The following is a 22333-nucleotide window of genomic DNA, read 5'->3' on the forward strand; positions in this document are numbered from 1 at the left end:
CCTGCGATGATGTACATATCTCAAGTTGTGGGAATTGGAGCGTAGCGACAATGTAGCAACTTGAGTTCACCTTTTGGTGAATTGTACATCATCGGTCTTGTATATGAAAAGTAGCGGATTTTAAGCACTAACTTTTCGGATTATAACAGACCTTTAATTTATTCATTTTCTTTAGATTAAGCGATTAAACCGCTATTTTTTATATACGTTGTTAGCTGTAGTTTATTTTTTCAAAAACTTCTTTATACTTCTCAAATAAAACTAAATCTCCTCTTCCAATATTGGTGTAATATAAAAACTCATAAATTTTAGACTTATTTTGATTAAATATCTTTCTAGGTATCTGTTGTTGGATTTTTTGTACTTCGTTGAATATGTTTGGCCGTTCTTTAAAGTATAGTATTTTCTGTATTAAATCGTGATATATCTTTTCATATTCAGGGCTTTCGTCTAGAAGAGGAATAAAGGTTCTATGCAATAAAGAAGACCTAACATTATAGCATATATATTCAAGCCAGTTATTGAAACTACCTTTTTTTGCTACAGAATCCAAGTTGTTTAAAATGGTTAAATAAATCATTGTTGAACTGTCAATATCAATAGGCAAATAAGTTGAAGTAACAGATTTTGCTCCCATTTGTAAAAATGCATTCGCGATCGGGTTGAATGTTCCATATGTTGGTGATGTTCCACAAGCTGAAAGAAACACTAATGGTACTGTAATTAGATTGTTGATAATGTCATCGTGAGTAAGCTCTTCATTTCCAATTTTTATAAATGTCTGTTTATTAGTTGAATTAAAATCTGCGTGACTATCAATAATCAAAAAATCAGGTTTAAATTCAAGTACAGTTTTGATAAAATCTTTTACTGTTAAACAAGTTTTGATTGTGAATCCTTTTTCTTTTGAAGACTTGTCAATGATTTCTCTCCATTTTTTAAACTCAATATCTTCAGTTCCAACAATAACTAAAGTTCTTTTTATTATGTCTTGTTTGACTTCAAAGTCAATAACTGAATTGAAAGCATATGATTGTATTAAGTTGTTGTGAGTAGTCTCTGGCAATCTAGTTATATCGTGAGTGAATGATAAAGGAATTTTATTTATTCTAATCCATTCAAGTGGTAGGTCACTAATACCGACTATTTGCGAGTTCCTTTTCTTCAAATTATTTTTAAATTTCTCGCTAAAAATTTTAATAGATATTTTGTCTCCAATTTTAAATATCGTATCACTTATTTTGTTTTGAGATTTTAAAGTGAGGAATTTATGAAAATGTTGAGGCGCTAAAAATGATAGTTCTCGATAAATTGATTTGCCCAATAACGGAAGTCTTACGTAAGGCGAGAAACTGAAACTTGAAGTTAAAAAACCAATACTGTCTAGAAACTGAAATTTTTGTTTAATAAATTGAGCACCGGCGTTAACTACAATGTGCTCACTTGTAATGTCTTCATCACTACTAGTTTCAAATATATTTATATAATTAGTTGTTTGCTCAACTTGGATAGTAGCAATCCTCTTTTTTAAATCTTTATCTTTATTTCTAGGAAAAAAATCTAAAATATCAGGATTGTTAAAAGGCAAACAAAAAATAATAGGTTTAACGTCAAATTTATATGGAAGAGGAAATGTGACTTTATCATAAGTTTTAGTTAGAAAATCAAAACTTTCAATCTGTTTTAAATATAAATTTAACCTATTGTACGAATTACTCTCTTTGAGTGCTTTTTTTGCTTCTTTTTCAACAACTTGTTCTTCTGTATCGTATTTAAAAGAAAAATTACCAATAAGGTTATTGTAGATTAAATAATTATTTTTTGTTGGGATGAAGTAATCATATCTCTTTAATTGAGATAATTCTATATTTATACTTAAATACTCGCTTTCCTCGTTTTTAATTTTTAAAAGTCTGAATATTTCGTTTTTTTCCAAAATTAATGTATCCAAGAGTGAATTGATTTCGGAACCAAATTCTGAATTGTCTATATTTAGAATCCTTGTTAAAAAATCATTTTGTTTTTTTAATTCTGACCTTAAAACCTTGTCTTTTTCATCCTCTAGAAGTAATATTTTTAGGTTTTTAGTGCCGTTTATAAACTTTAATAGTTCGGTTTTATCAGTCCTTTTAAAGAAGGATATTCTATATGGTTTTGAATTAATATCATTTATTTCATTGATTAGATAATATTCTGGATTTTCTAATTGAAATATATTTTTTGGAAAGAATTTTAAACAATCTAATGAAGAACTATTTATATTTTGGGGAAATAAAAACGGTAATTGATTTTTTTCATATTCATCAATTAACACAATATATACAATGTCACTTTTAAAAGCATTTCTTGACTTCATTTATTTACAATCGTGGTAATTACAGCTAACGTGTTCGTGTATGGTTCAGTTGCGTTGGCTAGGACTAAGTTAGTAAACAAAAATGAACCAGAGGAAATTCCGAAGGAATTTCCAAGTAGGCGATAACCAAGCAATTGGCTATACACGTTGTTGTAAGCCGTTTTTTATTCCATTATAGTATTCATTTCTATTTGCATTGTCTGGAAGTCCTGCAACTTGTCCATCTCCTAATTCCATTATAATCCAACCTCCATTTTTCTTTTTTGCAACATCCATTGTAAAGAAGTTACTTTCTATTTTATCTGCAATATTTTGGAAAAAGTCAATGTCTGGTTTTTCAGAATCATAATTTCCTTCATCCCAATAATTGAAAATTTGAACGACCTTTTTATTTAAGAAAACAATTCTAAATTCTTTGGTTAAAGGCATTTTGCTTTTTGAGTGCTCAGTTAGAAATTCCAACTCGATAAACTCTCGAAAAACAATTCCCTCGTTCAAATAGTCTCCTCGTAATTCTAGAAACCGATTGACTATTTCTTGAACTTTGTTTTTATCAGATGCGTTTGGAATAAAACAAGCGTCATTCCAATTATGCTTTTCAGATTTTACATAATCTTTTACAATTATTGGCTTAATTCCAAATTCATTAGATAATTCTATAACACTGTTTTTAGATATTTCTTTAGTCCAATTCGATTTTGGTGTTTCGTCAATAATTTTGTCATATGACTCTGGTAAATAATGACAATGTTTGTATTCCGTTGGGTTGTTAATCAGCTGAATATTCTTTTTTAAAAGTCCGTTGTAGAATTGTGCGTAAATATTTGGTGTCATCATCCAACCTCGATATACACCTAATTCTATATTTTCAGAGCTTTTAATGAGCTTTAGAGCACTATTTATATTTCCATCTGTTAGTTCCTCAAAACTGAAAACTTCGGTCTCAAATCCGTTTTCTTTAGCTGAATCAAATTCAGTTTGATAATCAGGTTCGACTATTTTATTATCTATTACACTATCGCAAAATATAATTTTCATTGGTTTCTTCAAATGGCTTACAACGGTCTCGTATAAGAATAGTTGCGGGTTTACGTGCGAGGATTTTCCGCAGGAAAATCAGACGTAGTAAACATGCAACGACCTTTGGTTAAGCCCAAAATTGAGCGATTATTTTTATACATTGTTGTAACACGTTTTTATTTTTCCGTTTTTATTAATTCAACATATTTTTCATTAAATACATATATCAAAATTCCGATTGTTAGAAAGACTGCTTTATTCAATAATTCGGTCAAATTAATTTCATCTCCTAAAGCGATTTTCAAAAGTTTAGCCAAGAATGAAATTCCGTGACTTAATATTAATATTATCGCCCAGATTTTAATTCCGATTTTAGCATTTTTATTTTTTGAGAAAATCAAGAACAATAAAACTCCTTGAATCGCAATAGGAAGAAACGCTTTTAAATTTCCGCTTGATAGTCCATAAAAATTCCAACATAACAGTAGAATGATATATCCGATTAGAGAATATTCGAATGCTTTTTCCTTAAATATTACTTTTTCCATTTAGTTTGGTCAAATGTGTTACAACGCAGGGCTATGTGAAGCCACGTTTTGGATTTTAAAAGTAAGCAATTTATTGCATACTTTTAGAATACAAATTAAACGTGGACAGGTTGTATATAGCTATTGATATGTACAGTTTTCCTCGATGGCACTAAAATGTGAATATTAGTTATATACCTATCTCATACGCCGTATGCAATCTGACATAGCCCTGCGATGATGTACATATCTCAAGTTGTGGGAATTGGAGCGTAGCGACAATGTAGCAACTTGAGTTCACCTTTTGGTGAATTGTACATCATCGGTTTTGTGTATGATTTCGTTGCGTGTTTCAGCAACTAATTTAGCAAATACAAACCGAATAGAAAATCCGCGAGGATTTTCGTAAGTAGGCGAGTACTAGCAATGAATTATACACGTTGTTAGGCATAGTTTTTTCCTATATCTACCTCTTGTTTTTAGTAAAAGGAATAATCATTGGCACTTCTTTTTGATACGTTTCATATTTTTTTCCAATAACCTTTTTCAGGTCTTTTTCCTCCAAATACCTTACAGCTACAAAAATGTAAATAGTAGTTATTAGAGTAAATAGTAAATGCCCAACTGTCATAGTAGGCGTTGCCCAAAAAGCGATTAGAAAACCCAGCATTAGAGGGTGTCTAACCAATTTATATAAATAGTTGGTTTGAAATTTTGGATTTGGAGTTTGCTTATTTTTTAGATTGTCAAAGATTTGTGCAATACCGAAAAGCTCCAAATGATTAATCATAAACGTAGAAAGTAAAACAATAAGCCAACCTAGAAAAAATATTCCAGTTATAATACTAGATAGAATTGTGTTTTCGGTTTCCCAAACTATAGTTGTTATTGGTTTCCATTGCCAATAGATTAAAATTAGAGCTAAACTAGATAGTAGAATATAGGTGCTACGTTCCATAGCTTGACTAAAAATAGAATTAAACCATTCTTTAAATTTTGGTCTTGCCATTATACTATGTTGTAAGGCAAAAACACTTAATAAAATTACGTTGATAAATATGGATGAATACATTGTAGTTTCTGCACCAGAGTCTATTGATTTTGGAACAATTATATTACCTACAAACCCAATGGCATATAAAAAAGCAATTAAAAAGACAAAATAGGCTACAATTCCATATAATAAGATGATTGATTTTTTCATAATTTATTGTTTTTGGTTTTAACGTCTGCATTTAAAGTAATTGGGGTACCTTTTTTTATAGTTTGATAGACGATACAGCTACGTTTTGCTCCTTCTATTAGTTTATGAAAGAGCTTTTCATTGGTGTTTTTAGCAATAATCAATGCATTAATATGCATAGATTGAAACTCAATGGGGACAGATTTATCAATCATTAAAGTTCCTCTTACATCAACTTGAGCCGTTGCGTATATTTTTGTTTCAATAAGTTCTATTCTCAATTTATTGGAAATCAGTCTAATAGTACTTTCAAAACAAGATGCTAGCGAAGCACAAAGTAAATCTCCAGGATTTGGAAAATCGTGGTCGCCTCCAACTGCTTTATGAACTCCAATTTTAAATGGAACCTTCATTTTATCATTGATGGAAACCGATGTTCTAAATGGGTCGTGTAAATTTTTTCCAATAACCTCCGCAGAATCGGTAATCCAAGCAGAAGTGGAATTTTCTACATATTTTTCCTTAAGAACTAAATGTCTTTGGTGAACAATGGAAGTGTCTTTAATGGATTTTGTACTCTTGGTTGAAAATTCTTGATTTGCCATCACATCATTTTTTTGATTTACTAATGATGTAAAGGTTGTATTTATATTGCCAATCAGGATTTCTTAAAAGCCCAAATAATGTTCTTAAAAGTTCAATAAATATAGTTATGCTTCATTTTTGAGTATTCTATATCTATAGGGCGTTACTTTTGCTACCTTTTTAAAAGCTTGAATAAAATGGGAATTATTTTTAAAACCACATTCATAACCTACCTCACTTACGGTTAAATCTGTACCTAATAATAGTGTTTTAGAGTGGTCCAATCTTTTGTTGATTAACCACCTTCTTGGTGTTGTATTAAATCTTTTTTTAAATTCACGCTTAAAAGAAGATAGGCTTTTTCCACAAAGTTTTGCAAAATCAGCTATTTTTAAATCGTATTGAAAATTTTCTGTCATTATATTTTCAATAGTTGTTTTACTGTTTTGCATTATTGAATTAAAGAAAAACAGCAGTTCTTTATTGTTTGAGTTAAGTACGATATTGAAGAGTAATTCTTTAAATTTAATTTCCACTAATTCTTTAGGCATTTCCAATTCTTGGTTTAAATATTGGAATATACTTTCTATTAATGTTTTAAATACATCATTAGTAGTAATATCGAAAATTTGATTATACTCTTTCTTATTATGGAGTTCTCTTTTAAAAGTCGGATTCTCTGAAATAAACCTTTTTATGAAATCGTCATTAATGAAAAATAGCATTACACAATACTCACTTTCTAAATATTGCTTTGTAGTATAAACACCTTTTCTAACAAATAGGGTGTCACCAGCAATAAGTTTGTGTGTTTTTTTTGAAGTAATCCAATCCTTTTTTCCGCTAATGACATAAGTAATTAAATGATTTTCAATCCATAATTGATACTCTTCAATATTGAGAGGACATTTATATTCTACGAATAAGAAATCATTTCCAACAAGTTTGTTGAATTTCGGATGATTTTTAAAGTATTCGTATGCATTAATCACTATGCTATGTAGTTTACAGTTTTTTAAATTATGCCTAACGGTCTCGTATAACCGTCAGTTACTGGTTAATATGCGTTAATATTCGGTTTGGCACAGACGCTCGCAATTCCGAGTGGATTCGGACGCAGTCGAATCCGCCGTAATTGCGGTTATACATTGTTGGCAACTGGCTTTTCATTCCAAAACTATTAATTCTCCTTGTTTTTTGTAGGTTTCAAAGTCAATTCCATTGTAGGTAAAGTCATTGAAAACAGACATTATAGAAGTCACTTTCCATTTGATTAGTCCTAAAATTGTCATAGTCAGCATTATTACTTTATTTGAGTCAGTTTTTATTTGGGGTTCGTAATATGGATTATATTTCCCATATCTTTTTACTAACATCCAATTTCCGTTGACTTCTTGTTTGATTAAATGGCCAAACATAACTATTAAAGCAACTTTTTCTTTGTCGGTCACCACTTGTTTAATGCTTCTCCCGACAATTTTTTTTAGATATGCTTGAGCAGATTCTTTAGAAATGTCCTCGAAATCAAATTTCAGAGTTTCGTTCAAATAGTTCTGATATTTCTGTATTTCTTGAGGTAGGTTTAACAGTTGATTTGTCTCGTCTTCAAAAATTGTTTTTGTCGGATTCTCTATTGGAAATTTATCTTTCTTAGTTATTTTGTCCAACTCCACTTTATTAGAAACCAAAAGTCCGTCTCCACGCAAATCGTGTGGCAGAAATACTATTTGTCCGTTAGTCAGTTCGTGAACAAAACCATAGTTAGTTTTTAATTGATATTTTGAATCCATTACAGGGTCTTTTATTCCCATAGAATCGAGAAAATCAATCAATTCAGATGTCTTTTTTATTTCGTATGGTTCGTTCATTCAGCTTGTTGCCAACGCAGGGCTATGTGAAGCCACGTTTTGGATTTTAAAAGTAAGCAATTTATTGCATACTTTTAGAATACAAATTAAACGTGGACAGGTTGCATATAGCTATTGATATGTACAGTTTTCCTCGATGGCACCAAAATGTGAATATTAATTATATACCTATTTCATACGCCGTATGCAATCTGACATAGCCCTGCGATGATGTACATATCTCAAGTTGTGGGAATTGGAGCGTAGCGACAATGTAGCAACTTGAGTTCACCTTTTGGTGAATTGTACATCATCGGTTTTGTGTATGAGCAGTAGCGGATTTTAAGCAACTACTTTTCGGTAAGCAATATACTCAAATAAACACAAAAACGGTTTGAGTTAGCACCCAAACCGCTATTGCTTATACACGTTGTTGTGTACAGTTATTTTACTTAACGAAATAAACTAAAAGAACTACAAATGCTAAAAATATTAATCCATTCCAAATTGTTCTAACTGCATGTAAACTTCCCCAATTCAGTAAATCTTTCTTAGTTTGGTCAGAATTCGGGTCCACATTATCTGCCATTAATCTCCTATTTGTTGGCATCATATATTTTAATGTATATGGTCCATTAAGATGCATAAGAGCTGATATTCCGAACCACCACCAATTCTTTGTAATGAATGATAAAATCAAAGCCAGAACACTTACCACAATAGACATTGTTAATACGGCTTTATGTGTTTTGTCAAAAAATGGTTTAAAAACTTCAATAGCTGATGGACGAGATACCATTTTTAAAATGGGATGCACAATGATTGAAGAAGTTAAGGCAACTCCAAATTGAGCTCCCATAATTGAAATAATTAAAGTAATTAATAAATTTGTCATAATATTAGTGTTTAGTTTGTCCTATCTAAATGCGAATTCTTCGTCATAAATATTTTTGCTTGAAACATTTTTATGTTTTAACTGTTTTGTCATATTATCCTTTAAAGAATTAGGACCACAAATTAAGTAGGCCTTATCTGTATAAGAATCTATTTCTAATTTTTCTGCTGTTAAATAACCTGATGCTTTAGAACTCCAAATTACAAATTCGAATTTTGGGTTATCGTTTGAAATAGTTTGCAATTCTTCTTTGTAAGTCGCTTCTTTTTCATCGTTCACACACCAAAACAGTTTTACTTTATTTGGATGTAAATCTCTAGCAAGTGATAAAAAAGGTGTGATTCCAATGCCACCAGCAATCCATATTTGGTCTTGTTCCTTTACATATTTTGAAGAAAAATGACCATAAGGTCCTTCAACTAAAGTTTGTTCACCAATAGATAACTTTTCATTGATGTTATTAGTGTAATCTCCTAAACCTTTAATTGTAATTCTTAAGTCATTGTCGTAAGGATGACTACTAATCGTGAATGGATGTTGTTCTCGTTTGCTAATGCTTGGAAATTTGAAGAAAGCAAATTGTCCAGCAGAATACTTCAATTTATCTTCATTCGTTTCCAATGTGATTTCTGTCATTCCATATCCTAAATTTTCAATAGCTTTAATCGTGTATTTTAAATTTTTATTAAAAAGACCAAACAGGAAAGCTCTATAAACCCAAGCAGCAATACCCAAAAAAGCCATTCCAAAAACATAAACTCTTGTAATTGGTAATTCTTGTATTAAACTTTTTACCATTAAACCGTGAATTACAGCAAGAACATAGAAAACTCCCATTAATTTATGGATGTTTATCCATTTATGATAAGGGATTTTTCTTTTGAAAAATGGAACTGCTGAAAGGATAACTCCAAGAATAATTAAAATGAAAGCATAAAATCCTAGCGGTTTCCCAGGATTAAATTCTACCAAATCCCTTGGAACTACTATGAAGTGTAACAACAATAATACAACTGCTATTACACCAGAACGTCTATGAATTAGATACATTTTATCTAATCCACCAAATAATTTTTCTACCCATTTTGCTCGAGTCGCCATTAAGAAGTTAAAAGCAAAAACCGTAACCACCCAAGAAGAAAACACTTCTCCTAAAATTCGATGCGTATTTTTCCAAGACTCGTTGGTTAATTCTCCAAAGAGTAAGGTGTCTGATGACACTTCCATGAATGAGCCCTTATAAAAATATAAGTCTATAGCCCAAAAAATAAAGTGCATGCCAATGATGATCGGAAAGTATATTTCCTGTTTGAGCATTTTCATAATAAACCTGTTTAAAAATTAATTTTGCTCATATTTTGCCATCCAAAACACACCAACTTCATGAATTTTGTATGTGGCAATATTCTCTTTAAAAAATGGAAGTGATTCACATATAGCTTTTGCATCAGTCTCAGAATTAGCATTAGCATAAAAAACAAAATCGGTTTTGGAATTTGCTTTTTGAGTACCTTCAATATCAAAATAGACATTTTCTACTTTACCAGATTTCCATAATTCTAACATTTTATCGTTTTGTGCTTGAGTTAACTCATCTGTCGGCTTGCCAGTTGTTGTCCAAATGGTAACAAAAGATTTTGTCATGCCATTTTCATGAATAGTTTTATGTTTCCTGTCTAGCCATAATGTTCCAATAGGGAATAGTTTATATGTTGCAATACCTTTTTTGACTACTGTTAAATTATTTAGAATGATTTCGGCTGATTTGTATGATTCAGCTTTTAATGAAAAAGAAATATTTGGAAAATATGAAAGTTTATCAACTTTCGAATCACTATTATAGTATGCATTTTCAACAATACCTTTTTTCCAAAGCGCAGTTAATTCATTAGATATATTTACAGAATTATCTGAAACTAATTCTTCATCTGTTGTTGACCAATTCCAAACAACAGCATAGTTTTTGTTTCCAATTTCTGAAGTTTGAGAAGATGTTGATTCTACTGTTTCAGTTTCTGTCTTTGCTTCTTTTTTTGTGCCGTTGCAACTGAAAACAAGAAGACTTAGTGCTAAATAAATGATTGTGTGTCTCATAAGAAATAAATTTTTTACAAATCTATTTCTTCGATATTCTTTTTAATTGTATAAAACGGTCGTTTTGTTGCTCGTGAAGAGATTTAGGTGTTTCTCCTGTATGTTTTTTAATTTCTCGGATGAAATGAGGTTGGTCAAAAAAACCATTTTCAGGATAAAACTCACCATTACGAATCTGAATATAGGATTGATAACACTTTTGAATATTTAAGTATTTCTTTAAAGAAACACCTAAATACCTGTTTAGGTAGCGATTAATCTGTCTATTTGTCCAATAAATTTGATTAGAAACTTCAATTGCAGAAATATTTCCATCCATTTTATCAAGCAATTGCGATAACCTAAGTTTATTTCCTTGTATTTCTTTTTTAGGTTTAATTGATAGAAGTTCCTTTTGCCATTGTTCGACAATAATTTCAAAACTTGATAAGTCAAATTTGTCAATATTTAAATAACCTAAGTCCAGTTGATAAGTCTTTTGCAAAATTGAAGCAACCTCTCTATTTAGAAGAAACTCTGGCGCCAGAATCTTTAATCTAACACCTACTGAAAAAGTATTTGGCGCGAATGAAAATTCTTTTTCATCTAGCCATAAACCAGTTATAAAATAAGCAATAATTTTTTGATTTTTAATCAACATCACTATCTTAAAATAGCTGTCAGGAACAATGGTGATTTTTTCTACAGAATCACTATTGTTTTGATGCATCCAAAAAGAATGAACGAAGTCTTTTAATTCCGTTTTTGGTTGTATTTCTTGATATGTACTTTGTTCGTTCATAATTGTACACAACGGTTTTGGCTATGGTTTCGTTGCGGAATGGTTCGGCAGAACTATTCCGCCGTAAACCAAAGATAGCAAACACACAGGGAATTTCCGGGAGGAAATTCCGCCGCAATGAACTATAGCCGTTGTTGTAAGTAGTTTTTTCTTTCCGTTATTAATTCTGTTAATTTATTCAGTTTTATTTGGTCAATTTTTTCCCAATCAGCTTTGTCAAATTCTAACGTATTGAACTTTTTCAAACTCCTATACATTGGTAAAATCACAGACTCAAAATCTCCAGTCTGTTTATAAATCAGAATTCGATGTTCTGTTATTCCTCCACTTTTTGAAATATTCAGCTCAATTATTTTTCCGCTGGGTTTAAGTTCAAAGAAATAACATTCAGGTTCCATATTCCAGCATATTTCCGATTCAATGCTATTCAGCGCCAAAATAAGAGATTCGCAAAGTTTGTCAGTCGGATTTTCGGGTATTTTTGATACATTAAAATTCAGTTCAAAGTCGGAAGTTTTTAAACTTGTCGGTAACCAACCATTTTTAGGAATTTCAAATATTAGTTTTAATTTGCTCATTCAGTTTAAAATTTAATTCCCAAAAGCACAATAAAAGCGAATATTACACAAATGATGGAAAATACTTTGAAAAAGATTTTCATTCCTTTAAAAATTCCAGGTGCTTTCTCAATTAATTTAGGGTTATGTTTATTATGAAATTTTAATTGAAACTTTACAATTATTGGTCCAATGAACCAAAAAAGTAAAGCTGCGAAAACGAAAAATAATGTTGGTTTTAGATTGTCCATTATTGTGTGTCAAAATTACTTACAACGGTTTTGTATAAGATTAGTTGCGTGGTTTAGCAACGAATTTAGCAAATACAAACCGAATAGAAAATCCGCGAGGATTTTCGTAAGTAGGCTCGTACCAAGCAATTAATTTTATACGTTGTTGGCAAATCGTATTTTATTTTCAATAGACAATTTCGGTTATTATTAATCGTTTTATGAAATAGTCATTTAAGTCAACTTTGGATTCTAGCATTTGTTTCGCAATAATAAATGGGTCAATAGTTCCTGCTGCTTCTCGTATGTCAAGATATCCAATCAAATAACGAGATTTGTTAGATATCGAATTTAATGCTCTTGTATAACTTCCAACGTAATTTATATCAATCCAATTTTTTCGAGATTCGATTATAGAATCCTCATCTATCGGTTCTTTATATCTAAATGAAGATTCTGAAGTACTATATCCGAAAGTTCCGTCTGGCATTAAATATTTGCGTTTAATTTTTAACATTGGAACAGCACTATAACTCAAAGTCAATTTTTTTGGGTCACGTTCAATCCAAATTGAGTCAGGAACTCTATAAATTTCCAATCTTAAATCACTTTCTTTTAGATATTCTCTACTGCTTTTTGAAATCTCTTTCCAATATTCAGTTTTTCCATTTGATAATTCAGTCAAAAATTGTTTGTATGCGCCTTTCGTGTCTAAATTCGGATACTGTCTTTTTAGAAAGTCCGACTCAAAGTCGTTCACAAGATAAGTCAGAGTTTCGCTGTTTTCTTTTCCTAAAATTTTTTCAAATTCCGCTATATCTTTTTCATTTGAACAACTAAAAGTCAGAAGTAAAATTATGATTAGATAGATGAATTTCATTGTTTGGTTATATGTTTGCCAACGGTTTGTGTATGGTTAGTTGCGGAAAATCAGTTATGATTTTCCGACGTACTCAAAAGTAATTAATTTCGAGTGAATTCCTGCGAAGGAATTCCGAAGCAATTAATTATACACGTTGTTGTGTGCTGGCTTTTTTGTTTCATAATGTTCTAGCCAAACCAACGGTTCGGTCAGATTATGTTTATTAAATTCTAAATGTATTACTCTTCTTTTCTTTCCGTTGGTAGTTCTGTTTGACGCGTGTAAAGTCAAAGGTTTCATTAACATTACTCCACCTCTTTCTACTTCACAGATAAATTCGTTTTCTAAATTCCATTCTTTCGAGTCGGTACGAACTATTCCAGATAAGTGAGATTTAGGAATTACTTTTAGCGCTCCATTATTCCTGTCCGTTTTGTCCAAATGGATACGAATTGTTATTGTGTCTTCCAAAATTTCAATTGGTGGTTGAACTCCATATTGACCTTTTTTATACGTCCAATTAGAATAGTTTACCAATTCCGCTTTTTGGTTAACTGAAATGCTCAAATCTTGATGATAAGCAACAAACCAATTAGATTCGTTAGGTTTGTCAAAATAGATTGCTTTGGTCAGAAAATATTCTGATTCGGAAAGTTCAGAAACCAATTCCGTCAGCTTTTCATTAAACAGCAAATCGGTCAATTCCGGTACATTTTTAATTAGCTGTCTAATTGCAAATAAATCTTTTGTTTTCAAAAACGAATTTCCATCTCGTTCAGCATTTTCAATACAAGCTAAAATTCCGTTTACTTCGTAGTCCGAATACAAGTCAGCTAATACGGAAAATCCATTTTCTTCAAGTTCTATTTTGTTTCTGGCGTAGTTCATTTTTCAGCTTGCACACAACGCAGGGCTATGTGAAGCCACGTTTTGGATTTTAAAAGTAAGCAATTTATTGCATACTTTTAGAATACAAATTAAACGTGGACAGGTTGTATATAGCTATTGATATGTACAGTTTTCCTCGATGGCACTAAAATGTGAATATTAGTTATATACCTATCTCATACGCCGTATGCAATCTGACATAGCCCTGCGATGATGTACATATCTCAAGTTGTGGGAATTGGAGCGTAGCGACAATGTAGCAACTTGAGTTCACCTTTTGGTGAATTGTACATCATCACGTAAATAAGTCTGTATTTACGTAACTGTAAACTAATATAGTAATTATTTCAAAACCATTATTAATAATGCTACAAATAATAAAACTGTATCATGTATTTTGTATAACAAATTTATTATTTTTATAATGTTGTTATATAAAATACCTGTATGAATTTTAAAAATTACACATTCGAAATAGCGACTCATAAAAATCAAAACATCATCTTAGTAAAGTTTGATTTTGATCTTTCACTAAAAAACGAATTGCGACATCGTTTCCCTTCAGCTAAATGGAGCGCTACAAAAAAGTCATGGTATTTGCCAGATTTACCTTCTGTACGAAAGGCTTTAAAATTAGCAGCAAAAAATACAGTTGCTAATAATGCAAAAGAAATTCATCCTGTAAACCAAAAAGCTTACCTAGACTTATACAAACGGTTAACCTTGAAAAAATATAGCTTAAGTACCAAGCGTATTTATCTCGCTGAGTTTTTACATTTACTTAAATTGCTTGATGACTTTTATGTTGGTGATTTAACTCCTAAACGATTAAAGGATTATTTCCTTTATTGTATTCAAGTTGAAAAAATGAAAGAACGGAAAATGAATGGTAAAATAAATGCCATAAAATTTTTCTTTGAACAAGTATTGCATAGACCCAAAATGTTTTTTGATATTCCCAGACCCAAAAAACCACTAACATTACCCAAAATGTTAAGTAAATCTGAAGTAAAAAAGCTTTTTAAAGTTACAAATAATTTAAAGCATAAAATTGCATTACAATTAGCCTATGGTATGGGTTTAAGAGTCTCTGAAGTGGTGAATTTAAAATTAAATGATATTGATAGTAAACGTATGGTTGTGCATGTAAGAGGTGCTAAAGGCAAAAAAGACCGTTATGTGCCATTGCCTAAAAGTATCTTACCTGGACTACGGGAATACTATATAGCTTATAAACCAGAAACTTACCTCCTAGAAGGACAATATGGAGGTGCTTACGCAAAATCGAGTTTACAGCAAGTATTTAAAAAAGCAATGAAAAAGGCAAATATTGATAAAGAGATTGGTATTCATGGCTTGCGTCATTCTTATGCTACACATCTTTTAGAATCTGGTGCAGATATGCGTTTTATACAAGAGTTACTGGGTCATAATTCGATAAAAACTACGCAAGTTTATACCAAGGTGACACCTCGAAGTATTTCTAAAATTAAAAGTCCTTTGGATTCTTTATAGAAAAATCAAATAATTACTCTGTACTTTCCTCCATTGTATGATATACATTTTGTACATCATCATCTTCTTCAAGTTTTTCAAGCAGTTTTTCAACATCTGCAGCAGCTACAGTACTTAATTGTTTGGTGACTTGTGGGATGCGTTCAAACCCAGAAGATAGAATTTCAATATTGCGTTCTTCTAAGGCTGCTTGTATCGCTCCAAAGCTTTCAAATGGTGCATAAATTAAAATACCATCCTCGTCTACAAATACTTCTTCGGCACCATAATCAATAAACTCAAGCTCGATTTCTTCAGGGTCTAAACCTTCACTCGGAATCCTAAAATTACAGGTATGGTCAAACATAAACACCACCGAACCAGAGGTGCCTAAACTACCATCACATTTATTAAAATAGCTTCTAACATTAGCCACAGTACGTGTATTATTATCGGTTGCAGTTTCAACCAAAACGGCAATACCATGAGGTGCATAACCTTCAAAAATCACTTCCTTGTAATCACCTTGACTTTTATCGCTCGCACGTTTTATGGCGCGTTCAACGTTGTCTTTAGGCATATTTACTGATTTAGCATTTTGAATAACGGCACGCAATCGAGAATTACTGTCGGGGTCTGGACCTCCTTCTTTAACGGCCATGACAATGTCTTTGCCAATACGAGTAAAGGCTTTACTCATGGCAGACCATCGTTTCATTTTACGTGCTTTACGGAATTCAAAAGCTCTTCCCATAGTTTGTTAAGTTGTTTGTTGTTAAGTGTAAATGAGTATAATTTGTTTAATCACAAAAATATAAAAAGTAAGCAGAACAAAAAGTTCTTAAAACTGCAAACTGCTGCTGAATACTAAAAACTTTTTAATCTTCAGGCTCTACAATGTTTTCAATAGCCTCGGCTAAATCAAAATCTTTTTTGGTTACACCATTGGCGCTATGTGTGGACAAAGAAATAGTAAGCACATTGTACACATTGCTCCAATTAGGGTGGTGGTTTAAGGCTTCACACTCAAAAGCAATCCTACTCATGGCGCTAAAGCAATCTTTAAAATTCTCGAATTCAAATTCGGCATGAATAGCATCTTCGTAGTATTCCCAATCTGGGAAACGCAACATGCGTTGTTCTATTTCGTCTGGAGTCAGTCTTGACATAACTGTGTTTTTTAGTTTTTTAAAGTTAAAAAATTAATATTCATAAATCAACTACACTTCTAATTCTTCAAGAATTTCATGACTTTGTATTTGTAAATGTTTGGGTAATTTGTTTTCCTTTGGTAGCACTGCCAAGTAACGTTCGTCATTAGTCGTGTAAACGTGTTTGTATGTTGGTTTTAAATCTCCAAAGGTTTTAACAATATCATTAATAAAATCGTCATGATGCACTAAATCGTTACTTCCTAAATGAAATATGCCATACTTGTTACGATTGATGATGTAATGAATTTGTTGAGATAATTTATTATCTGAAGTGACATTCATAACTAAGTTTGGAAACACCTCAATAGGTAGTTTTTCTTTCAGTAGGAGTTTTATATCGCTTACTCGAGGAGAAAACGCTCCAAATACCATTGGCAACCTTAAAATAGCTACTTTCATTTTTGGGAGCCTGAGTAGCATGTTTTCTATTTTTATTTTAAAATGACCGTAGATACTATGACTAAGTGTTTTGTCATTCTCATAGCTTGGGTATTTGCTATAAGCATCAAATACATTTGCGGACGATAAGTAAATAAGTTTACATTTATTGATCACTAGGTATTCCGAAATATGCTGATGTGCAATTACTTGTGCCGAAAAATCGCCACGTAATGAAGAAATGATAATTGTGGGTTTAATGGCATTTAGGATGTCAAAAACATCATCTTCTTCCACATTATACTGAAAAAAATGTTGATTGTTTTCAAAAATATTGTTGTTGGTATTGTAAGTTCCAAAGGTTCTAAAATAGCCACAAAGCTCTTTGTAAATAGCGTTACCAATAAATCCGCTTGCTCCTAAAATTAGGATTCTATGTTTAAAACTATCCTGCTTCATTCATCCATCTCCATTCTGACTATCTAGCCTTTATAGAAAGGTAGTTTTACAACAGTTGCTGGTAAAGCATTTTTTCTAACTTGTATATGTATTTTACTACCAACATCCGTAAATACCGTTGGTACATACCCTAAACCAATACCTATTCCTAAACTAGGACTCATAGTTCCTGAAGTTACGTCTCCAATTTTATTTCCGTTACCATCTACAATATCGTAGCCTTGACGAGGAATACCACGTTCGTCTAATTGAAATGCAATAAGTTTTCTTTCTGGACCTCTACGTTTTTGGTCTTCTAAGGCTTCACTGTTTGTAAATTCTTTGGTGAATTTTGTAATCCAACCTAAACCAGCTTCAATAGGAGAGGTAGTGTCATTGATATCATTACCATACAAGCAATAACCCATTTCTAAACGTAAGGTATCACGTGCAGCTAATCCAATAGGCTTGATGCCATAATCAGCTCCAGCTTCAAATACTTTATCCCATACTTGCTTTACTTCACTATTTTTACAATAAATTTCAAAACCACCGCTTCCAGTATATCCAGTTGCCGAAATAATTACGTGCTCAATTCCTGCAAAATCGCCAACTACAAAGTTGTAAAACTTGATAGCTGATAAATCATGACTTGTTAAACTTTGCATGGCTTCAACTGCCTTAGGGCCCTGAATTGCTAGTAAAGAATAATCTTCAGATAAATCTTTCATATCTGCTCCAACATTATTTTTAGACTGAATCCAATCCCAATCTTTTTCAATATTACTTGCATTTACCACCAACAAGTATTGTTCTTCTTTAATCATATATACAATTAAATCATCAACAATACCACCTTTATCATTTGGAAAACAACTGTATTGCGCTTTTCCAGGAGACAATTTACTAGCATCATTACTTGTGACCTTTTGTATTAAAGCTAAAGCATTTGGTCCTTCAATAAGAAATTCACCCATGTGGCTTACATCAAAAACACCAACAGCTTTTCTAACCGTTTCATGTTCTGCGTTTACGCCTTCATATTGAACTGGCATATTATAGCCTGCAAAAGGCACCATTTTTGCTCCTAAAGCTTCGTGTGTAGATGATAATGCTGTATTTTTCATAAGAAATAAAATATTGAATGTTGAGCAAAACTAAGCAAAATTTTAAAGAAACTGTTTATAAAAAATATGTTAAAATATAAATTGTTTTTAATAGAATGTGTATTTTCAAATTCTTAAAAAATATAACAAAATGAAACATTTATTTACATTGCTTTTTTCACTTCTTTTTATAGTAAACGGTTTTGCTCAAAAAGATTTGCCAACGGACTATTTATCTTCTGAATTCCACAAAGGGAGAAGAGATTTATTACGTAGTAAAATGCCAAAAAACAGTGTGGCAGTATTCTTTGCTAATGCTGTTAGAAATAGGGCTAACGATGTAGATTATATTTACCATCAAGACCCGAATTTTTATTATTTAACAGGCTATAAAGAGCCGCATGCTGTATTAGTGATTTTTTCTGATATGCAAGATAAAGATGGTGAAAAATTCAACGAACTTGTTTATGTGCAGAAAAAAGATGCGCGAAGAGAAATGTGGGATGGAAGGCGTTTAGGTGTTGAAGGCACAAAAGAAGAGCTTGGATTTGACATGGTGTTTAACGGCGGTGAGTTTTTAAATTCTGGAATAAATTTCATGGAATTTAATAGCGTGATGTTTGATGATTTTAAAGATGATTTTCGTGATAATAAGCGTGACCCAGCAGATTTAGCAAGTTTAGTAGAGTCTTTTAAAACTCAAGTTGGTTATTATATTGAAGAAGGCGCACCTCAAGGAACTGAAGAAATGCGTTTGGAAATGGCTAAAGAAGGTGCTATTCAAACACAGCGAGCAAAAATAGATACCAAAACATTGAGAACATTAATGGGTAGTATGCGCCAAATAAAAACACCTGAAGAAATGAAATTGCTTAAAAAAGCTGTTAGAATTTCTGCGATGGGTCAAGTGGAGGTAATGAAAGCGATGAAGCCTAATATGAGTGAAACAGAAATTCAAGGAATACACGAGTACGTTTATAAAAAATATGGTACTGAGTATGAAGGATACCCAAGCATTGTGGGCGCAGGTGAAAATGGTTGTGTACTCCATTATATTGAAAACAGCAGAACTAAAGTAGAAGGCGATTTAGTCTTGATGGATTTAGGAGCAGAATATCATGGTTATACAGCTGACGTTACTAGAACTATTCCTGCTAGTGGAAAGTTCACACCTGAGCAAAAAGCGATTTACGATATTGTGTATGAAGCTCAAAATGCAGGAATTGCTGCAGCTGTAGTTGGTAACAATGGCAGAAAAACTTATGAAGAAGCCATAAAAGTGATTAATAAAGGTTTGCTTGAGCTTGGGATTATTAAATCCTTAGACGAGCGCCACATGTACTTGCCACATGGTATTTGCCATCATATTGGTTTAGATGTGCACGATTTAAATGATGGAAGTAACTTTATGCCAAACATGGTAGTGACTATAGAGCCTGGAATTTATATTCCTGAAGGTAGTCCTTGTGATGAAAAATGGTGGGGAATTGCAGTACGTATTGAAGATGATATTTTAATTACTGAAAACGGGCCAATAAATTTATCTGGTGAAGCACCAAGAAAATCAAATGAGATAGAAGCATTGATGAAACAAAAAAGTGCTTTGGACGATTTTGTATTGCCGAAACTAGACGATTAACTAATTAGATAATTTTTTAAATCTTTATAAGCATCAATTATTATTGATGCTTTTTCTTTTCCCATAACTGCTTCAATTTGTGGAGGCAAATCTATCTTGGTATTAATTACCTCTTCAACCACATCCAGAAATTTTGTTGGATGAGCTGTTTCTAAAAACACACAATGGGCATCTGGATTATCATTTAAATACGACTTAGCTCCTAAATAGCCTACTGCGCCATGAGGGTCAGCTGCATAATTAAAATCATTGTAAATCTCAAGCATTGCTTCTTTAGTTTCAGTATCTGAAAAACTAAAAGACGAGAAGTTGTCTTGTAATGCATTAAAATTGTTTTTGTGAATCTCTTGAATGCGTACAAAGTTACTCGGATTTCCAACATCCATAGCATTACTAATGGTTTGAACTGATGGTTTAGGATTATAATGTTTAGTTTTTAAGTATTCTGTAATCACATTGTTTTCATTGTTGGAGGCTATAAAATGTTTGATAGGTAAACCTAATTTTTGAGCCATCATGCCTGCACAAATATTACCAAAATTTCCACTAGGTACAGAAAACACAATTTTTTTATACTTTCTTTTTAACTGCTTGTAAGCAAACATAAAATAAAACATTTGAGGCAGCCAACGTGCCACATTAATTGAGTTAGCTGACGTTAATTGCATTTTATTAGTTAGCTCTTCATCAAGAAAAGCTCTTTTCACCATATCTTGGCAATCATCAAAAACACCATCTACTTCAAGCGCTGTAATGTTTTGACCAAGTGTAGTAAGTTGTTTTTCTTGAATGTCACTTACTTTTCCGCTAGGATAGAGAATAACTACATTTACTCCTTTTACACCAAGAAAACCATTGGCTACGGCTCCTCCAGTATCTCCAGAGGTTGCAACAAGCACAGTTACTTCATTCGTATTGTCTTGATTAAAATACCCTAAACATCTTGCCATAAACCGTGCGCCAACATCCTTAAAAGCCATTGTTGGCCCATGAAATAATTCCAATGTTGAAATATTTTCATTCAACTCAACTATTGGAAATTCAAATGATAGCGTTTCCTCGACAATTGTTTTTAATTCAACCTCTGGAATTTCAGGCAATACAAATTGCTTAATTGTTTCGTAAGCAATTTCAGCATTTGTTAACTGTTCAATGTTATCAAAAAAGTCTTTTGATAGTGGTGTAATTGATTCAGGAAAGTATAATCCTTTATCTGGAGCTAAACCTTTTACTACAGCATTTTTAAATGTTGTATTTGGTGCTTTTTTATTTAGAGAATAATAGTTCATGTTAGTTAATAATCTTTATGCCTTGAGTATTTATTTTAGAAATATGAATATCAAAATCAATATTTGTTTTGGAGTAGATTAAACTCATCGCTTCTTTAACATTTTTAGCTATTTCAATTCCTTTAGTTAAAGTAAAAATTGAAGGTCCTGAGCCAGAGATTGCACAGCCTAAAGCGCCTGCTTCCATTGCAGCAAATTTCACATCATCAAAGTGAGGAATAAGTTGTTTTCTATATGGTTCTACAATAATATCTTGTAGCGACCTATGAATTAATTTGTAGTCATTTGTATGTAAGGCGTGCACCAAGCTCCCAACATTTGCCCATTGAGCAATGGCATCTTTTAGAGGAATGTTTTTTGGTAATATCTCACGTGCTTCAGAGGTTTTTATTTCAATTTGTGGATGTATAATGGTTGCGTATAATTCTGTTGGTGTTGGTATTTGTAAGATATCTAATGGTGATGTGCTTTTTACTAATGTAAAACCTCCAAAGATTGCTGGTGCTAAATTATCGGCATGCTCACTTTTACTAGCCAACACTTCACCTTTCATGGCAAAGTAGGTGAGTTGGGTTTTGTTATAGGGTTTACCTAACAACTCATTCATGCCAAAAACACTACCTACAGCACTTGCGGCACTACTACCAATACCACTCCCAGGTTTAATACGTTTATAAATCTCTATTTCAAACCCGCAATCTGGTTTAGCATTTTCATACATTGCCAATGCAGACACGCCAGCGACATTTTTCTCTGTTTCGTACGGTAAATTATAGCCTTCAATATGCGTGATTTTAATACCTTTTTCTTTTGTTTTTCTAATAACCATTTCATCTCCTTGACTATCTAGGCAAAACCCTAAAACATCAAAGCCACAGGCGACATTGGCAACAGTTGCAGGAGAGAATATTTTAATTTCGTTCATTTATTTTAAATTTTTGCAAATACCT

General features: G+C 32.0%; 22 protein-coding genes. 2 read left to right on the forward strand and 20 right to left on the reverse strand.

Features of this window, described 5'->3' with window-relative positions; genetic code table 11:
• Positions 1 to 211 precede the first annotated feature (211 nt).
• The 14 genes from HB672_RS14455 to HB672_RS14520 all read right to left on the reverse strand — a co-directional run bounded on the left by HB672_RS14455 (position 212) and on the right by HB672_RS14520 (position 13825).
• Positions 212 to 2356, reverse strand: coding sequence for a CHAT domain-containing protein (locus HB672_RS14455; protein ID WP_167770241.1), 2145 nt, complete (start codon positions 2354 to 2356; stop codon positions 212 to 214).
• 138 nt (positions 2357 to 2494) lie between these two features.
• The gene (locus tag HB672_RS14460; protein ID WP_167770242.1) at positions 2495 to 3394 is read right to left on the reverse strand and encodes an ATP-grasp domain-containing protein; all 900 of its coding nucleotides are present in this window, start codon (positions 3392 to 3394) and stop codon (positions 2495 to 2497) included.
• Positions 3395 to 3552: 158 nt separating this feature from the next.
• Positions 3553 to 3924, reverse strand: coding sequence for a hypothetical protein (locus HB672_RS14465; RefSeq protein ID WP_167770243.1), 372 nt, complete (start codon positions 3922 to 3924; stop codon positions 3553 to 3555).
• 445 nt (positions 3925 to 4369) lie between these two features.
• The gene (gene mddA / locus HB672_RS14470) at positions 4370 to 5107 is read right to left on the reverse strand and encodes a methanethiol S-methyltransferase (protein ID WP_167770244.1); all 738 of its coding nucleotides are present in this window, start codon (positions 5105 to 5107) and stop codon (positions 4370 to 4372) included.
• Positions 5104 to 5691 carry an OsmC family protein gene (locus tag HB672_RS14475; RefSeq protein ID WP_167770245.1) on the reverse strand — a complete coding sequence of 196 codons (588 nt, stop codon included), beginning with the start codon at positions 5689 to 5691 and terminating at the stop codon, positions 5104 to 5106. The genes mddA and HB672_RS14475 overlap by 4 nt, the downstream gene beginning before the upstream one ends.
• A gap of 105 nt (positions 5692 to 5796) precedes the next feature.
• Positions 5797 to 6663 (reverse strand): helix-turn-helix domain-containing protein, encoded by an 867-nt coding sequence (locus HB672_RS14790; RefSeq protein WP_167770246.1) that lies wholly within the window; start codon positions 6661 to 6663, stop codon positions 5797 to 5799.
• Between the two features lie 174 nt (positions 6664 to 6837).
• On the reverse strand, positions 6838 to 7539 hold the full coding sequence (locus HB672_RS14485; RefSeq protein ID WP_167770247.1) for a hypothetical protein: 702 nt from the start codon (positions 7537 to 7539) through the stop codon (positions 6838 to 6840).
• Between the two features lie 427 nt (positions 7540 to 7966).
• A complete protein-coding gene (locus tag HB672_RS14490; protein WP_167770248.1) occupies positions 7967 to 8413 on the reverse strand; it encodes a DUF1772 domain-containing protein in 447 nt (148 codons plus the stop codon).
• 21 nt (positions 8414 to 8434) lie between these two features.
• Positions 8435 to 9736: a ferric reductase-like transmembrane domain-containing protein gene (locus HB672_RS14495; protein WP_167770249.1), complete on the reverse strand. Its 1302-nt coding sequence runs from the start codon at positions 9734 to 9736 to the stop codon at positions 8435 to 8437.
• An 18-nt stretch (positions 9737 to 9754) separates the two neighbouring features.
• Positions 9755 to 10507, reverse strand: a complete 753-nt coding sequence (locus tag HB672_RS14500) for a hypothetical protein (RefSeq protein WP_167770250.1) — start codon at positions 10505 to 10507, stop codon at positions 9755 to 9757.
• A 22-nt stretch (positions 10508 to 10529) separates the two neighbouring features.
• Positions 10530 to 11288, reverse strand: coding sequence for an AraC family transcriptional regulator (locus HB672_RS14505; protein ID WP_167770251.1), 759 nt, complete (start codon positions 11286 to 11288; stop codon positions 10530 to 10532).
• Between the two features lie 122 nt (positions 11289 to 11410).
• Entirely contained in the window at positions 11411 to 11866 is a 456-nt protein-coding gene (locus HB672_RS14510) for a hypothetical protein (protein ID WP_167770252.1), read from the reverse strand.
• A gap of 396 nt (positions 11867 to 12262) precedes the next feature.
• Complete coding sequence (locus HB672_RS14515) at positions 12263 to 12835, reverse strand: hypothetical protein (RefSeq protein ID WP_167770253.1); 573 nt, start codon at positions 12833 to 12835, stop codon at positions 12263 to 12265.
• Between the two features lie 243 nt (positions 12836 to 13078).
• Positions 13079 to 13825, reverse strand: a complete 747-nt coding sequence (locus HB672_RS14520; RefSeq protein ID WP_167770254.1) for a phytanoyl-CoA dioxygenase family protein — start codon at positions 13823 to 13825, stop codon at positions 13079 to 13081.
• A 447-nt stretch (positions 13826 to 14272) separates the two neighbouring features.
• Here HB672_RS14520 and HB672_RS14525 point away from each other — a divergent pair, with 447 nt between their 5' ends.
• Entirely contained in the window at positions 14273 to 15340 is a 1068-nt protein-coding gene (locus HB672_RS14525; RefSeq protein ID WP_167770255.1) for a tyrosine-type recombinase/integrase, read from the forward strand.
• A gap of 13 nt (positions 15341 to 15353) precedes the next feature.
• Here HB672_RS14525 and HB672_RS14530 read toward each other — a convergent pair whose 3' ends face one another.
• The 4 genes from HB672_RS14530 to gcvT form a co-directional block, all read right to left on the reverse strand.
• On the reverse strand, positions 15354 to 16073 hold the full coding sequence (locus HB672_RS14530; RefSeq protein ID WP_167770256.1) for a YebC/PmpR family DNA-binding transcriptional regulator: 720 nt from the start codon (positions 16071 to 16073) through the stop codon (positions 15354 to 15356).
• A 124-nt stretch (positions 16074 to 16197) separates the two neighbouring features.
• On the reverse strand, positions 16198 to 16488 hold the full coding sequence (locus HB672_RS14535) for a 4a-hydroxytetrahydrobiopterin dehydratase (RefSeq protein WP_167770257.1): 291 nt from the start codon (positions 16486 to 16488) through the stop codon (positions 16198 to 16200).
• A 51-nt stretch (positions 16489 to 16539) separates the two neighbouring features.
• Complete coding sequence (locus tag HB672_RS14540; protein ID WP_167770258.1) at positions 16540 to 17370, reverse strand: sugar nucleotide-binding protein; 831 nt, start codon at positions 17368 to 17370, stop codon at positions 16540 to 16542.
• 23 nt (positions 17371 to 17393) lie between these two features.
• Positions 17394 to 18476, reverse strand: a complete 1083-nt coding sequence (gene gcvT / locus HB672_RS14545) for a glycine cleavage system aminomethyltransferase GcvT (RefSeq protein ID WP_167770259.1) — start codon at positions 18474 to 18476, stop codon at positions 17394 to 17396.
• 130 nt (positions 18477 to 18606) lie between these two features.
• On the opposite strand from gcvT, the gene HB672_RS14550 reads away from it, so the two are divergent.
• The gene (locus HB672_RS14550; RefSeq protein WP_167770260.1) at positions 18607 to 20094 is read left to right on the forward strand and encodes an aminopeptidase P N-terminal domain-containing protein; all 1488 of its coding nucleotides are present in this window, start codon (positions 18607 to 18609) and stop codon (positions 20092 to 20094) included.
• Here the strand turns inward: HB672_RS14550 and thrC are convergent.
• Together thrC and HB672_RS14560 are read right to left on the reverse strand one after the other, a co-directional pair.
• A complete protein-coding gene (gene thrC, locus HB672_RS14555; protein ID WP_167770261.1) occupies positions 20091 to 21383 on the reverse strand; it encodes a threonine synthase in 1293 nt (430 codons plus the stop codon). The two genes, HB672_RS14550 and thrC, sit on opposite strands and share 4 nt — an antisense overlap.
• 1 nt (position 21384) lies before the next feature.
• A complete protein-coding gene (locus HB672_RS14560; protein WP_167770262.1) occupies positions 21385 to 22308 on the reverse strand; it encodes a homoserine kinase in 924 nt (307 codons plus the stop codon).
• Positions 22309 to 22333: the final 25 nt, after the last annotated feature.

This window comes from Gaetbulibacter sp. S0825 (assembly GCF_011777505.1).
Lineage (GTDB): Bacteria > Bacteroidota > Bacteroidia > Flavobacteriales > Flavobacteriaceae > Pontimicrobium.